The 15,983-nt window shown below is 51.1% G+C and carries 14 protein-coding genes; 13 read left to right on the forward strand and 1 reads right to left on the reverse strand.

Going from position 1 to position 15,983, the window contains the following annotated elements:
* Complete coding sequence (locus tag B3P58_RS17000) at window positions 1-900, forward strand: restriction endonuclease (RefSeq protein ID WP_286719240.1); 900 nt, start codon at window positions 1-3, stop codon at window positions 898-900.
* Window positions 901-981: 81 nt separating this feature from the next.
* On the opposite strand, the gene B3P58_RS17005 is transcribed toward B3P58_RS17000, so the two are convergent.
* Window positions 982-1,179 carry a hypothetical protein gene (locus B3P58_RS17005; RefSeq protein ID WP_286719242.1) on the reverse strand — a complete coding sequence of 66 codons (198 nt, stop codon included), beginning with the start codon at window positions 1,177-1,179 and terminating at the stop codon, window positions 982-984.
* 308 nt (window positions 1,180-1,487) lie between these two features.
* Between B3P58_RS17005 and B3P58_RS17010 the strand changes: the two genes are divergently transcribed.
* The 12 genes from B3P58_RS17010 (at window position 1,488) to B3P58_RS17065 (ending at window position 15,983) form a co-directional block, all read left to right on the forward strand.
* The gene (locus B3P58_RS17010) at window positions 1,488-1,868 is read left to right on the forward strand and encodes a helix-turn-helix domain-containing protein (protein WP_286719244.1); all 381 of its coding nucleotides are present in this window, start codon (window positions 1,488-1,490) and stop codon (window positions 1,866-1,868) included.
* A 26-nt stretch (window positions 1,869-1,894) separates the two neighbouring features.
* Window positions 1,895-4,405 (forward strand): type I restriction-modification system subunit M, encoded by a 2,511-nt coding sequence (locus B3P58_RS17015; protein WP_286719246.1) that lies wholly within the window; start codon window positions 1,895-1,897, stop codon window positions 4,403-4,405.
* Complete coding sequence (locus tag B3P58_RS17020) at window positions 4,402-5,874, forward strand: restriction endonuclease subunit S (protein ID WP_286719247.1); 1,473 nt, start codon at window positions 4,402-4,404, stop codon at window positions 5,872-5,874. Before B3P58_RS17015 ends, B3P58_RS17020 begins: the two co-directional genes overlap by 4 nt.
* Window positions 5,875-5,883: 9 nt before the next feature.
* Window positions 5,884-6,474, forward strand: coding sequence for a DarT ssDNA thymidine ADP-ribosyltransferase family protein (locus tag B3P58_RS17025; protein ID WP_286719249.1), 591 nt, complete (start codon window positions 5,884-5,886; stop codon window positions 6,472-6,474).
* A 4-nt stretch (window positions 6,475-6,478) separates the two neighbouring features.
* Window positions 6,479-7,123, forward strand: a complete 645-nt coding sequence (gene darT / locus B3P58_RS17030) for a type II toxin-antitoxin system toxin DNA ADP-ribosyl transferase DarT (RefSeq protein ID WP_286719251.1) — start codon at window positions 6,479-6,481, stop codon at window positions 7,121-7,123.
* Window positions 7,123-8,193 carry a type II toxin-antitoxin system antitoxin DNA ADP-ribosyl glycohydrolase DarG gene (darG, locus tag B3P58_RS17035; RefSeq protein ID WP_286719253.1) on the forward strand — a complete coding sequence of 357 codons (1,071 nt, stop codon included), beginning with the start codon at window positions 7,123-7,125 and terminating at the stop codon, window positions 8,191-8,193. The genes darT and darG overlap by 1 nt, the downstream gene beginning before the upstream one ends.
* A 191-nt stretch (window positions 8,194-8,384) precedes the next feature.
* A complete protein-coding gene (locus B3P58_RS17040; protein WP_286719255.1) occupies window positions 8,385-11,498 on the forward strand; it encodes a type I restriction endonuclease subunit R in 3,114 nt (1,037 codons plus the stop codon).
* Window positions 11,498-12,211, forward strand: coding sequence for a M48 family metallopeptidase (locus B3P58_RS17045; protein ID WP_286719257.1), 714 nt, complete (start codon window positions 11,498-11,500; stop codon window positions 12,209-12,211). The genes B3P58_RS17040 and B3P58_RS17045 overlap by 1 nt, the downstream gene beginning before the upstream one ends.
* A gap of 58 nt (window positions 12,212-12,269) precedes the next feature.
* Window positions 12,270-14,126, forward strand: a complete 1,857-nt coding sequence (locus B3P58_RS17050) for a 3'-5' exonuclease (protein WP_286719259.1) — start codon at window positions 12,270-12,272, stop codon at window positions 14,124-14,126.
* 152 nt (window positions 14,127-14,278) lie between these two features.
* The gene (locus B3P58_RS17055; protein ID WP_286719261.1) at window positions 14,279-14,836 is read left to right on the forward strand and encodes a DUF6933 domain-containing protein; all 558 of its coding nucleotides are present in this window, start codon (window positions 14,279-14,281) and stop codon (window positions 14,834-14,836) included.
* Window positions 14,837-14,971: 135 nt separating this feature from the next.
* Entirely contained in the window at window positions 14,972-15,541 is a 570-nt protein-coding gene (locus B3P58_RS17060; protein ID WP_286719263.1) for a nucleotidyltransferase domain-containing protein, read from the forward strand.
* A gap of 25 nt (window positions 15,542-15,566) precedes the next feature.
* Window positions 15,567-15,983 (forward strand): hypothetical protein, encoded by a 417-nt coding sequence (locus tag B3P58_RS17065; protein ID WP_286719264.1) that lies wholly within the window; start codon window positions 15,567-15,569, stop codon window positions 15,981-15,983.

The raw sequence follows: 15,983 nt of genomic DNA on the forward strand, positions 1-15,983 counted from the left end.
ATGCGCCCAGTTCTGGCTGCTATCAGTGACGGTCAAGTGCATAAATTCAGCGATGTATACGAAGCCGTTTGCAATTATTTTTCCGTTACACCAGAAGAAAAAGCAGAGCGTGTTTCTTCTGGTCAGCAAACCGTTATTCGTAACCGCTGTGGCTGGGCCGGAACTTATTTGAAGAAAGCAGGCTTGCTGACCTATCCGCAACGGGCGCATTTACAGATTACCACTCGTGGTCTGGAAGCATTAAAAGAACGCCCTGAGCACATTAATGTCCGGTACCTGAAGGATATTTCTGAAGAATTCGTTGAATTTTCGGCGTCCAGGTCAAAAGCACGGCAGGGTAATGATAGTGAAGTTGTACAGATAGAGTCCGGCGACGATGCAATTGATCCAAGCGAACGTCTGCAACTTGCGTACAAAGAAATCCACGACAGTCTCACCACCGAAGTGCTGGATACAGTGTGCGACAGCTCCTGGCAGTTCTTTGAAAAACTGGTGGTCGATCTTATGCGCGCCATGGGTTACGGCAGTGCGTTGGGTGGCTCGGCAAAACCAACACAGTACACCAATGATGACGGCATTGACGGCATCATCAGTGAAGACCCTCTTGGCCTCGATAAAATTTACCTGCAGGCCAAAAAGTGGAAAAACAATATTCAACGCCCGGAAATAGACAAGTTTATCGGTGCACTTACCCGCAAGGGGGCGACCAAAGGCGTGTTTATTACCACGTCGGAATTTTCCAGCGGCGCTCTGGAGGCTGCATCGGGCTTAAGCATGAATATTGTGCTGATAAACGGTGAACAATTGGCCGAACTCATGGTGCAGTATGGCCTTGGAGTCAACACCAAAGAAGTCTACAGAATCAAAAGTCTGGATACTGACTACTTCAATGAAGACTGACCCAAGGCATAACAAACAACCACGAACGCCACGGCAGACCCGGAAGAGCAGGCTAACGATGATAGGTTGGACTTAATAGCTTCAGGCTCTGCTCAGCAGTAACCCTATAACACCTCCTGCTAATGCACGTTGCCACCATTCACCCTTATCGGAAAGCGCGGTAAGGGCAGCGGCACCCAGTAACGTTCCGGTTACCTGTGGGCTGGAGTACTTACCAGAGGCGACATAGTTGGCTATATGCTGGCAGTTGTCGGTTAGCAGGCTATAGCTCCGGCTCATAACTTCCTGAGCCCGCTCCTCAAAGCCAGCGGATACCGGAGTATCGAGAGTCCAGACGTTTTGACCAGCAGAAAACTCCTCCAAAGTAGTGATTTCACAGCCATAGCCGGGGCGTGTATGTAAAACATGAGTGTCACTGAAGTAGTTGCCATAGTGCACTGCAGGGCCTTTGTTTCGGCACAAAATAGTACCAGGTTAGATTTCATATGAATAGTTCCTTGTGTTTTAAATTCGTTAGTTCTATATGAGCTCGTCAAGACTACTTCAGTCGGTTATGATGCGTCAACCCGCAAAAGTGAAGATTTGATATGAGCCAGCAGACCTCATTCAGCGCAGTTCTCGGTGTCGTCATTGCCAATCACCGCAAACTGAAAATGATCGACCAGGCCCCCTTTGCCGCCCGAATGGGCCTGTCTCAGGCCAGTTACAGCAGACTGGAAAGTGGCAAGGCGGTATTCAGTATCGAACATCTGTATCAGGTGGCTGAGATTCTGGGGGTTACGCCCCAACAGCTATTGGAAGAAGTTGATCGCTACAAAGCATCGCTGCAGAGAGAGCACGTTCAGGTGCAACCTGCAGTGCGCGCCAATAGCAGTCAGGCAAAAGAACAGGAAGGGGCCGGATTGGGCACTTTCGTCGCGGGCGCTGCTTTGGGCGCACTCATTATGTCGGCATTAACGCGTAAATAAGCGGACAGAAATCATTCAGGAACACCATGGCCATTAAGAAAACCCAGCTTTATTCATCCCTCTGGTCCAGCTGCGATGAGCTGCGCGGCGGTATGGATGCCTCGCAATACAAAGATTACGTACTCACCCTGTTGTTTATGAAGTACGTATCCGACAAGTACAAAGACGCCCCTTACGGCATGATTGAAGTGCCCGCCGGTGCCAGCTTCGACGATATGATCGCCGCCAAAAACGACAAAGAAATCGGCGACAAAATCAACAAAATCATCGGCGCGCTGGCCGAAGCCAACGATCTGAAAGGTGTGATCGACGTTGCCGACTTCAACGATGAAGATAAGCTCGGCAAAGGCAAAGAAATGGTCGATCGCCTCACCAACCTGATTGGTATCTTTGAAGGCATCGATCTGTCCGGCAACCGCGCCGACGGCGACGACCTGCTGGGCGATGCTTACGAATACCTGATGCGCCACTTCGCGACCGAATCGGGTAAAAGCAAAGGCCAGTTTTATACCCCGGCCGAAGTGTCGCGCATTCTCGCCAAAGTGGTGGGCATTACCAGCGATACATCGCAAGACGCCACGGTATACGACCCAACCTGTGGTTCCGGCTCGCTGTTGTTAAAAGCCAGCGACGAAGCCCCGCGCGGCTTGTCGATTTTCGGCCAGGAAATGGACAACGCCACCAGTGCGCTGGCGCGTATGAACATGATTCTGCACAACAACGCCACCGCCAAAATCTGGAAGGGCAACACCCTGGCATCACCGCAGTGGAAAGACGCTAGCGGCCAGTTAAAAACCTTCGACTTTGCCGTGGCCAACCCGCCGTTTTCCAACAAAAACTGGACCAGCGGCATCAACCCGCAAGAAGATGAATTTGGCCGCTTCAGCTGGGGTATTCCGCCAGAAAAAAACGGCGATTACGCCTTTTTACTGCACATCCTCAAAAGCCTGAACAGCACCGGCAAAGGCGCGGTGATTCTGCCCCATGGTGTATTGTTCCGGGGTAATGCCGAAGCCCGCATCCGCGAAAACCTGATCAAACAGGGGTACATCAAAGGCATTATCGGCCTGCCGGCCAACCTGTTTTACGGCACCGGCATTCCCGCCTGCATTATTGTCATCGACAAAGAACAGGCGCCGCAAAGAGCCTTCAGCGCAACGGGCGAAGCCAGTGATAAACAGGGCATCTTTATGGTCGATGCCAGCAAAGGCTTCGCCAAAGACGGCAATAAAAACCGCCTGCGCTCGCAGGATATTCACAAAATCGTCGATGTATTCACCAAACAACTGCAACTGCCGCGCTACAGCCGCATGGTGCCGTTAAGTGAAATTGCCGCTAACGATTACAACCTGAATATTCCGCGTTATATCGACAGCAGCGAAGCCGAAGACCTGCACGATTTAAGCGCCCACCTGCAGGGCGGCATTCCCAACCGCGATATCGACGCGTTAGAACGCTACTGGCAGGTATTCCCCAGCATCCGCGCCAGCCTGTTTGCGCCGGGTCGCCCCGGTTACAGTACTGCGCAGGTGAAGGCCTCCGCGGTAAAAGCCAGTATTCTCGCGCACCCGGAATTTACCGCCTTCGCTAACGCCAGCACTCAGCCCTTTAACGACTGGGCCAGCGCCGCCGCACTGGATGAAATTACCCTGAGCGAAAAGCCCAAAGACATTATCCATCGTATTGCAGAAGACCTGCTTAACCGCTACAGCAGCGTGCCGCTGCTGAGCAAATACGACGTGTACCAGATTTTAATGGACTACTGGGCCGACACATTGCAGGACGATGTGTACTTTATTACCCAGGACGGCTGGCAAGCCGCCGCCCAACTGCGTGAGCTGGTCGTATCAAAAGGCGAAAAGCTGAAAGAAACGCCTGATCTGGTGATTGGCAAAAGTAAATACAAAGCCGAACTTATCCCGCCGGCGTTAATAGCCGAGCGATTTTTCAGTAGCCAGCTGCGGCATATCGAACAACTACAAACCAACCTCGACAGCGCCACGCAGGAACTGGAAAGCTTCATCGAGAAAAACAGCGGTGAATACGGCCTGCTCAACGATGCCCTGAACGATAAAGACAAAGTCACTGCTGCGACGGTTAAGGCTCGTATTAAAGCATTGACCCTTACGTTGGGTGGCGCTGAGTTGTTAAACGATAATTATGAGGCAGAACACCCGGAAGCTTACGAAGAGTGGAATGCTCTGCAGCAATGCAGCAAGCTGATGGACGCTGAAACCAAAGCCAAAAAGGCCTTAAAAACAGCCCAGGACGAACTCGACCTGGCCATATTCCAGCAATACAGTGCACTGGATGAAGACGACATCAAAGCGCTGGTGGTAGACGATAAATGGCTGGCCACATTACAAGCCGGCCTGCAGGCCGAAATTGAACGCATGACCCAGCAACTGGCCAACCGTGTCAAAGAACTGGAAGAACGTTACGCCGAACCACTGCCGGCCATTACCCAATCGGTCGATGCGTTAAGCGATAAAGTCGCAGGCCACTTAAAAGCCATGGGGCTGGAGTGGACGGTATGACCAATTTTTCGGGAGAACCTATTTCTTCACAAACAGCGAACGCCGCTTGCGGCGGCCCGCAGGGCGGAGGCATGGATAGCCGACGTACCAGTACAGTAGCGGACGCCAGTGCGGGTTATTTTGTAAATACTGCCAGCGCCAGTCTTAATAACCCTGTGCCGGGTGGAGTAGCGTGCCCGCCGGGTTTTAAGCAAACGGAAGTGGGGGTTATCCCTGAAGACTGGCAAGCACTATCTATTGGAGCGGTTACAAACTGGTTATCTGGCGGTACACCAAATCGTAAACGTTTAGATTATTGGCGGGGAAATATTCCCTGGATAAGTGGATCTACTTTAAAAACGCTTGAGCTTACGACTTCCGATCAATTTTTGACGAGTGAAGGTGTCGATGCCGGAAGCAAAATGGCACCGCTAGGTTCTACTTTACTTTTGGTTAGAGGAAGTGCATTGCATTCAGAGATTAGAGCCGGCTTAGTTGTTAGCCCACTATGCTTTAATCAGGATGTTAAAGCGCTGATTCCTAATCAAAGTGTTATCCCGAAATATCTAACAATTTATATTTTGGCTATGGAAGGTGAGTTGTTAAAGCTTGTCAGCTCTGCGGGAAATAGTGCGGGTGTATTGGATACCGAACTGGTAAAGAACTTCAAATTTCTTTTGCCAAAAAAACAAGAACAAACTGCCATTGCCAATACCCTGTCCGATGTCGATGCCCTGATCAGCGAGCTGGAGAAACTGATCGCCAAAAAACAGGCCATCAAAACCGCCACCATGCAACAACTCCTCACCGGCCGCACCCGCCTGCCACAGTTCGCCCTGCGTGAAGACGGCACCCAAAAAGGCACCAAACCAAGTGAGTTGGGAGAAATTCCGGAGGATTGGGATTTAAAGAAGCTTAGCAAAATCTCACCCGAACAAGGAGTAGGTTTGGTTATCAATCCTTCCTCATATTTTTCTCCAAGAGGAACGATTCCAATGCTAGTCGCTTCGCATGTATATGAAAATCGAATAGATTGCGAAGGTGCAAATAGAATAACGCCGGAAAGTAACAACAAGTTGCCTGCATCAAGATTAAGAGCTGGGGATATTGTTATGGTGCGCGTTGGAGAGCCAGGTGTAACAGCTGTTATTCCAGATGAACTTGATGGGTGCAATTGTGCCTCAATGATGATTGTACGCCAGGGTGATAAATTTGTTGGTCAGTGGCTTTGCTACACAATGAACTCTCGTATTGGACGATCACAGGTAGAGAGCGTTCAATATGGGACAGCTCAAAAATGCTTCAATATTGCAGATGCGATAGATTTCAAATATCCATTTCCTTCATACAACGAACAAACAGCCATCGCCACTATCCTCTCCGATATGGATGAAGAACTGCAGGCACTGGAGCAGCGCCTCACCAAAACCCGTCAGATCAAACAGGGTATGATGCAGGAACTGCTGACCGGCAGAACCCGATTGGTATAAGGACATAATATGGCAAAAAATTATAAAAATCAGAAGCTGCTCTATCACCTCACGGCAATGGAAAATTTGCCGTCGATTTTAAAAAATGGGCTGCAGTCACGTACCGCGTTGTCGGGTGCGGGTTTTGCTGATGTGGCGGATCACAGCATTCTGGAGTCACGTAAGAGCAAAGGGCTGGAAGAGCATGTGCCGTTTCACTTTTTCTCACGCACCCCATTTGACTATGCAGTCATGCATAATCACCCAACGACCCCCTTTGTTGTTTTAGCGGTTCATCGTGAGTTGGCAAAAGCCAATAACTGGAAGATTGTGCCCAGTCATCCGTTGTGTGGTGCCGCCCCGGACATTATGGATTATGACGTGGGCTTTAATGCCGTTAACTGGGATTTAATGCACAGCGAAACACATAGTTACGCGACAGATCAGGACTACAAACAGACCTGTATGGCGGAATGCCTGTCGCCGGATACTGTTGCTGCTGCGAAACTTCATTCTATCTACGTAAAAACTGACACAGACAGGGCGACGGTTCTGGCGCACCTGAAAGAAGCTGGTTTGTCGCTTCATGTCAACGTGGCTCCGCGGATGTTTGCAAGGTGATGCCATGCTATATACCAGCCTGAATCCTCAGAAAGCCCTGATCTGGCGTATTGTGCATCGCGACAACTTGCCGTGGATTCTGGCCAATGGTTTGTATGCCGGAAATCATGCGCAGCACTCCGCCAGCTGGGTATCCATTGGCAACCCCGAGCTGATCACTAAGCGTGGCTGTCATCCGGTGCCGGTGTCGCCATTTGGCGTGTTAAATGATTATGTGCCGTTTTACTTCACGCCATTTTCGCCCATGTTGCGCAATATTCAGACCGGCTGGGGCGGCATTACCCGCCGCAGCAATGACGAGATTGTGATTCTGGTGTCCAGCATTCATCGCTTGCAACAGGCAGGCTTGCCCTACGTTTTTACCGACAGCCATGCCTATTACCAATGGGCGAATTTTTATAGCGATGCCGCGCATCTGGATAAGATCGACTGGCTTTTACTGCAGCGGCGCGACTTTGCACGCAGTTTCGATGATCCGGGCAAGATCGAGCGTTATCAGGCCGAGGCGCTGGTTTATCAGCATTGTCCTGTTACAGCGCTGATCGGTATCATCACCCATAACGACACAGTCCGGGCCGATGTTCAGGCTCAGGTAACAGCACAAGGGCTGGGGCTTCAGGTTGAAGCCCGGCCGGGATGGTACTTCTGATGATTGAATACACACAGGGCAACTTGCTGGAAGCGCCGGTTGAGGCGCTGGTAAACACCGTTAACACCGTGGGTGTTATGGGTAAGGGCATTGCGTTGATGTTCAAAGAGCGCTTTCCGGCCAATATGCAGGCCTATGCTCAGGCCTGTAAACAAAAGCAGGTTCAGACCGGGCATATGTTTATTACCGAAACCGGTGAGCTGATGGGCCCGCGCTGGATTGTTAACTTTCCCACCAAACAGCACTGGCGCGGTAACTCCCGCATGGAGTGGGTGGAGTCTGGCCTGCAGGATTTACGGCGCTTTATTGTTGAGCAGCAGGTGCAGTCGATAGCCATTCCACCGCTGGGAGCAGGCAATGGAGGCCTGAGCTGGGCGGATGTAAAACCCCGTATCGAGGCGGCGTTGGGTGATATACCCGGTGTGCAGGTGCTGGTGTACGAACCAACCGCTGCTTACCTGAACGTGGCCAAGCGTACCGGCGTGCAAAACCTGACCGAAGCACGGGCCTTAGTCGCTGAACTGGTGCGGCGTTACTGGTTGCTGGGTATTGATTGCAGCCTGCTGGAAATTCAGAAACTGGCCTGGTTCCTCCAACGCGCCATTCAGTTGCAGGGCCTGCCCGATAAGCTGCAGCTTAATTTTGTTGCTAATAACTACGGCCCTTACGCCAATAACCTCGATCATCTGCTGAATGCGCTGGATGGCAGCTATCTGAAAGCCGAAAAGCGCATTCCCGACAGCGACCCTCTGGATGTGATCTGGTTTCGTGACGAAGCCCGCAACAAGGTGCAGGCCTATCTTAATTCGGCCGCCAAAGATTATGTGCCCGCACTGGAAATGGCTTCGGCCATGATTGAAGGCTTTGAAAGCCCTTATGGCATGGAGCTGCTGGCAACCGTCGATTGGTTGTTAACCCGCGAGGGTGTTAATGCCAATGTGGCCGATGTGCGGGCGGCATTGCAGCACTGGCCAGCGGGAGCGCGTTGGGCGCAGCGTAAGAATCAGTTGTTTGATGACAACAGCCTGCATATTGCGATTGAGCGTCTGGCCCAGTACCAGGCAGCGTGATTGGTTTGATCGTTGTTTGATATTTCGTTGACTGAGTTTAGGTATTTGGCTGGGGTTGTTCTCGGTTTTATCTCTAAGTTCCTGATTTTATTGGACTAAATTGGTTGACTGGAATCGGTTTTCAGCCAGTAAAGGTCTTTGCTTGTTGTTTGATGGGTATTGGACTGGAATAGCTTTTAAGGGATTGAAGTATGTCGGTAGTAGGCCAGCGCGAACGCGCAACACAGAACCGGGTGGTGGAGTTATTCCGCAATGAGCTGGGGTATCGCTATCTGGGCGACTGGAACGACCGGTCCGACAACCGCAATGTGGTGCCTGACTTGCTGGTGCCCTGGCTGCAGAAGCGCGGCATCAGTGAGGCGCTGATCAAGCGTGTGATGCGCCAGCTGGATACCGCTGCCGCACTGGGCGAAGGCAAAACCCTGTATTACGCCAATCAGGAGGTGTACAGCCTGCTGCGTTACGGCGTGAAAGACAAAGAAGGCGCGGGCGAGCAAAACCAGACGGTATGGCTGATCGACTGGAAAAACCCCGAAGCCAACGACTTTGCCATTGCCGAAGAAGTAACGGTAAAAGGCACGGCGCAATCGGCCAAAACCAAACGCCCGGATTTGGTGTTGTATGTAAACGGCATTGCGCTGGGCGTGATTGAACTCAAGCGTTCGTCAGTCAGTGTGACCGAGGGTATTCACCAGAATCTGGATAATCAGAAGAAAGACTTTATCCGCAATTTCTTCACCACCCTGCAGCTGGTGATGGCAGGAAACGATACTCAGGGCTTGCGTTACGGCACCATCGAAACCCCGGAAAAGCATTATCTGGAATGGAAAGACGACGAAACCCTGCCGGAAGGCAACCTGCTGGATTACCACTTAACCCGCCTGTGCCATAAAGCCCGCTTTCTGGAAGTGATTCACGATTTTATGGTGTTTGATGCCGGGGTTAAGAAAACCTGCCGGCACAACCAGTATTTCGGTATTCAGGCGGCTAAAAAGCACATTGCCCGCCGCGAGGGTGGCATTATCTGGCACACCCAGGGTTCGGGTAAAAGTTTAACCATGGTGTGGCTGGCGAAGTGGATTCGTGAAAATCAGCCCAATGCGCGCGTGCTGATTATTACCGACCGCAGCGAGCTGGATGAGCAGATCGAGAAAGTATTCAGTGGTGTGCAGGAGCAGATTTACCGCACTAAAAGCGGTGCTGACCTGATTGATAGCCTGAATAAGCCCACACCCTGGCTGGTGTGTTCGCTGGTGCATAAGTTTGGCCGTTTTGGTGATGACGATGATGACAACGAACAACACGCCGCCGAGTTTATTGCCGAGCTGAAGGCCTCGCTACCGGCTGATTTTCAGGCCAAGGGCAACCTGTTTGTGTTTGTGGACGAGTGCCACCGTACTCAGTCGGGCAAATTGCACGACGCCATGAAAACCATTCTGCCGCAGGCGATGTTTATTGGTTTTACCGGCACGCCGCTGATGAAGAAGGACAAGAAAAAGTCCATCGAAGTGTTCGGCCCCTTTATTCATACCTATAAGTTCGATCAGGCGGTGGCCGATGGCGTGGTGCTGGATTTGCGCTACGAAGCGCGTGATATCGACCAGCACATTACCTCGCAGAAAAAGATCGACGAATGGTTTGAGGCTAAAACCCGCGAACTGTCCGGGTTGGCCAAAACCCAGCTAAAGCAGAAATGGGGCACCATGCAGAAGGTGCTGTCGAGCAAGTCGCGTCTGCAGCAGATTGTGAACGATATTCTGCTGGATATGGAAACCCGCCCGCGCTTAATGGATGGTCGTGGTAATGCCATGCTGGTGTGTGCCAGCGTGTATCAGGCGTGCAAAGCCTATGAGATGTTTAATCAGACCGATCTGGCCGGCAAGGTTGCTATTGTTACCAGCTTTCAGCCAACGGCCGCCAGCATTAAAGGCGAAGAAACCGGTGAAGGCCTGACGGAAAAACTGTTCAAGTACGATATTTATCGCCGTATGTTGGCCGATTATTTTGAAACCACGGAAGAACAAGCCGCCAGCCGCGTGGATGAGTTTGAGATAGACGTTAAAAAACGCTTTATCAAAGAGCCGGGGCAAATGCGCCTGCTGATTGTTGTAGACAAACTGCTGACCGGCTTTGATGCGCCTTCGGCTACGTATCTGTATATCGACAAACAGATGGCCGACCACAACCTGTTCCAGGCTATTTGCCGGGTCAACCGGCTGGATGGCGACGATAAAGAATATGGCTACATCATCGACTATAAAGACCTGTTCCGCTCGCTGGATAAGGCCATTAAGGATTACACCGCCGGAGCCTTTGATGGCTACGATCAGGAAGACGTTGCCGGCCTGCTGAAAGATCGCCTGGTGCAGGCAAAAGAAGACCTAGATAACGCACTGGAAGTGGTGCGTGCGCTGTGCGAAGACGTGAAAGCCCCGCGTGGCTTACTGGAATATCAGCATTATTTTTGCGGTGAGTCGGGTAACAATGCCGATGAACTGACTGAGCGCGAAGCCTTGCGCTTAACCCTGTATCAATCCGTTGCCAAGCTGATCCGTGCTTATGCCAATATCGCCAACGAAATGCAGGATGCGGGTTATACACGCGAACAGATAGACGCCATTCGCGCCGAAGTGGCGCATTACGAAAAGCTGCGCGAAGAAATTAAGTTATCAAGTCGCGATAATTTGGAAATGAAGCGCTTTGAGCCGGCTATGCGTCATCTGCTGGATATGTACATCCGCGCTGATGACAGCGAAAAGCTGATGGATTTCGAAGAGCTGGGCTTGATTGAACTGGTGGTGCAGAAAGGCGTGGATGGCCTGGAACAGCTGCCGGAATCTATGCGCAAAAATGACGAAGCCATGGCCGAAGCCATCGAAAACAACGTGCGTAAAACCATCATTGATGAAAACCCGGTTAACCCGCGTTACTACGAAAAAATGTCTGCCTTGTTGGATGAGCTGATTACTCTGCGCCGTGAAAAGGCGATTGAGTATAAAAAGTATCTGGAAGAAATCGCCAAACTAGCCCGTATGGTAAAACGCCCGGAAGGCACATCAGCTGTCACTTATCCACCAACCATGGATACCGGAGCGAAGCGCGCTTTGTACGATAACCTCGGTCGTGACGAGGTTCTGGCCGCCCGTATTGATACTGCCATTCGTTACACAAAAAAAGCCGACTGGAAAGGCGACCGCTTTAAGGAGCGTGAAATAGCCAATGCTATCCGCGAGGAAGCGGCGGGTTATGAGGTGGATATTCAGCAAGTGATGGATTTAGCCAAAGCGCAGAAGGAATACGAATAGTGACAGAACTCCGCATCGGAGAGCTGACGCTGACTCTGCAGCGCAAAGCCATTAAGAACCTGCACATCAATGTGTTGCCGCCGGACGGCAAGGTGCGGGTGTCGGCACCACAGCAAATGAGCGATACCGCCATTCGTATGGCCGTAATCTCACGTATTCCATGGATTCGTAAGCAGCAGCAGAGTTTTGCCAGCCAGCCGCGCCAGTCCGAACGCGAAATGGTGAATGGCGAAACTCACTACCTCTGGGGTAAACGCTTACGGCTGGATATTCGTGAACGTGCTGGCAAGCACGAAGTTAAGGTCAGCAAAACCAAAGTCACCTTATTTGTTCAGCCCGGTACCAGTCGCGACAACCGCATGGTGCTGCTGAATGAGTATTACCGGGCGCAGATGAAAGAAGAGACAGCCCGGTTGATGGAATACTGGCAACCTGTGTTAGGTGTGCAGGCTGATGGCTGGGGCGTTAAGCGCATGAAAACCAAATGGGGTAGCTGCAATATTAAAGCAGCCCGTATCTGGCTGAACCTCGACCTTGCCCGCAAAGCACCTGAATGTCTGGAATTTATTGTGGTGCACGAACTGGTGCACCTGCATGAACGGCATCATAACGAGCGTTTTATGATGCTTATGGATAAGTACCTACCTGATTGGCGTGAACGCCGGAATTTGCTGAACAGCTCACCGTTGGCTCACGACTCCTGGGCGTATTAGCAATACTGAGATCGATTGCGACAACCTGATCAGTAATTACGAATTAAACGGAATTTGCATGGCTGAAATAATTCCCGCCTTAACCAAAGAAGTCCTCGCTCGCATGACCGCGGGTGAGAAGCGCTTTGCTCAGCGCTTAAAAGACCTGCTCGAAGACGATTATTTGGTGTGGTATGACATTCCTGTAGGGCGTGAGCGCCGTTATCCGGACTTTATTATTTTACATCCGGCCCGTGGCTTGTTGTTTATTGAGGTGAAGGACTGGAAGCCGGAAACGCTGGTCGGGTTGGATAAACATCAGGCACAGCTGCAGGTGGCGGATGGATTAAAAAAGGTGGCTAACCCGCTGGAGCAGGCGCGTCAGTGTATGATTCAGGTGGTGAACCGGCTGAAGCAAGACCCGCAGATGCTGTTTGCTGAGGGCAGTCCCTTTGCCGGTAAAATCTGTATGCCCTATGGCTATGGCGCGGTGTTTACCAATATCACCCGCAAGCAGATTCAATCGGGCGTCAGTGATGCTAATCGGGAATTAGTGTTGCCCGACACTAAGGTGATTTACAAAGACGAAATGACCGAATCGGCCGATGCCGAAACCTTTCAGCAACGCCTGTGGGATATGTTCCAGTTCCGTTTCGGCGAAAAACTCAGCCTGCCGCAGATTGATCGTATCCGCTGGCATTTATTTCCTGAAGTGCGTATCCGGTTGCAGGATGATTTATTTGGGGGTGATGCCAGCTCCGATAATGGTACAGCTCAGGAGGCCGTAACAGAGTTTCCCGATATTATCCGCATTATGGACGTGCAGCAGGAGCAACTGGCGCGCAGCCTGGGAATGGGGCATCGGGTTATTCATGGGGTTGCGGGTTCTGGAAAAACGCTGATTCTGGGGTATCGTGCGGAGTTGTTAGCCGCTGCCTGTAGTAAGCCGATTCTGATTTTGTGCTACAACATTTCGCTGGCGCGAAAACTGATCGCCATTATCAATGCAAAGGGGTTAGCCGAACGTGTTTCTGTTATGCACTTTCACGATTGGTGTGGATTGCAATTGAAAACTTATTTCGTGGATTTGGTGCCGGGCGATGCACCGCATTGGGAGAAGCAAGTTACGTCGGTTATTCAGGGTGTAGAAGCGGGGCATATTCCACGCGCTCAATATGGTGCGGTGTTGATTGATGAAGGCCATGACTTTGAAGCGGAATGGCTGAAGCTGATTACTCAAATGATCGACCCCGAATCCGATTCTTTGTTGTTGCTGTACGACGATGCACAGTCGATTTATAACAGGCGTTCCGGACTGGGATTCTCATTGTCGAGTGTGGGCATTAAAGCGCAGGGGCGTACTACGATTTTACGCCTGAATTACCGCAATACCCGTGAAATTCTGGCGTTTGCGTATCAGTTTGCGGCCGATGTGTTGGGTGCGGCAGACAGCGACGACGACCATATTCCGTTATTACTGCCGGAGTCGGCTGGAAATCACGGGCCAGAGCCTAAAGTGGTTCGGGTATCGGCCTGGGCCGATGAGCTTGCTTATACGGTTTCGGCTTTAAAAGCCTGGCATGAGCAGGGCATGGCCTGGAATGAAATGGCGGTGTTATACGCCAATAAATTTCAGGGCGGTGCGCTGGCGCGGGTGTTAAAAGAGGCGTGTATTCCGGCGTATTGGCTGGGTACTTCGGAATACAAAAAATCTTACGATCCATTGAAAGATCAGGTCGCCATTATGGCGATACATTCCAGCAAAGGGTTGGAATTTCCTGCGGTGATCGTTACTGGTGCCGATGCGCTGAATGCCGATGAGCAGTTAGAGCAGAGTGTACGGCTGTTGTATGTAGGAATGACCCGAGCGCAGCGATATTTGCAATTAACGGTATCGCAAGAAACGCCGCTTACCCTGCGATGGCAAAGTGCATGATGGTTGAGTGCATGATAAGTGCTGAAAGGTGCAGATACCTGGCCGGTTTCTGATGCAGCCTATTTGGCGGCTTTGCTGCCCATCAGGCAGAATGCTTGATTCTGTTTTTCAGCCGCGCTTTTCGGCGTGACGCTGTTGTTAAGGTTAATTTAATGATCCGCCTCCACGCCTCAAAAAAGCTGTTTGAAAAGCTGCCGCTGAACGAAGACGGTATGCTTTATCTGACCCCAAACACTCAGTCGCTCTATCAACAGACAGCGCTGGATAATAATCCGTTAAGTGGCTGGCATGGTCATCTGGTCGATTTTGATGGTTATGACTGTGTGTTTTTTGTTCATGACGAAACACGTTTCTCGCTGTTTTTGCCGGCGTTAACCAAGCCTGATTTTGCTGAGCTGAATGATCTTTTTATCGATGTATTTATGAATACCTTGCTGAAGTGCGGGGCCGATGAGCGTCATATGACCGCAGCACAGCAGTACCTGCGCCCGTTGCAGGTCGATACTCAGTGCAACCGTTCGGTGCAGGGCACCCTTAAGCGGATGAAGTTTGAGGTTGAATGCATGCTGGAGGATGAGCCGGTCGATTTAGCTGAAGTCACGGGTTACAGCGTTGGTGCCTGGCTGTCGGATACGCCGCGTAATATTAAAGGCAAGGGCATGATCTGGCCGGATCGGGCGATGCTGGAGCTGCTGGAACGAGGCGGCTGACCGCTGCAGCGGTATTCCTCAGGTGCTGGACATAACGGCTTCTTCCCTCTACAGTTCCCAAATTGGGTCTCATCGTTCCCTTTTTGGGACTTTTGGCGCAGTCTGTTTTCGCAGAGGTCAGGGCGGGTAAAAACTATGACGATCAGTGTGGGTGATGCCTTGTTTACTAAGGCACAGCAAAGGGTTTTGTCCTTGTTGTTTGGTCAGCCGGACAGGAGCTTTTATCTTAACGAGGTGGCCCGGATTGCCGATATGGGCAAGGGGGTTATTTCCCGTGAACTCGCCAGGTTGACGGAAGCTGGGCTACTGACGGTCGTCAGACAGGGGAATCAGAGCCACTATCAGGCCAATGCGTTATCGCCTGTTTATGAAGAATTGCTGAGTTTGGTTAAAAAAACCTTTGGCGTTGCCGGTGTACTCAAAGAGGCCATCCGCCCCTTGGTGCCGGGTTTGGAAAAAGCCTTTATTTATGGCTCGGTCGCCAAAGGAGAAGAACACAGCGGCAGTGACGTGGATGTTATGCTGGTCGGATCTGATCTGAGCTACAGCGAGACAATGGCATTATTCGCTGATGCGGAGCAGCAATTACAGCGTCCGATTAATCCAACATTGTATTCCCCACAGGAGTTTGCAGAACGCCTGGCGACAGGTCAGAATTTTCTTACTAAGGTAATGGAGCAACCCCGGATTAATTTACTGGATTAATAGATTAATAAACGCAGGAAGCGTTATGAAAGAACTGGATAATTTAGTCAAAATCAACAAGCTGAAACAAGAACCTGTGGATGCAAAGGAATTTGCGGGCATGGTGCAAGCGGGTGACATCAAGCTTAAAGATTGCCAGATCAACGGGCTGAGCGACGACAGCCAGTTTTCTCTGGCGTATGGTGCGGCTCACGCTTTTTCATTGGCTGCTTTACGCTGGCATGGTTATCGCTCGGATAGCCGGTATTTAGTTTTTCAGTGTTTGCAACATACGGTAAATCTCAGCATGGCTGAGTGGCGTGTATTGGATAAATGCCACAATATGCGGAATCTGGCCGAATATGAGGGGCATCTTGATGTTAATCCTCAGCTTCTGCGGGAGTTAATCAGCATTACTCAGACATTACAGAGGTTGGTGAAAGCTTTACCCCCGGTCGTCTAG

Source organism: Thalassolituus sp. UBA2009 (assembly GCF_002335285.1).
In the GTDB taxonomy this organism is placed as follows: Bacteria; Pseudomonadota; Gammaproteobacteria; order Pseudomonadales; family Oceanobacteraceae; genus Venatoribacter; species Venatoribacter alkanivorans.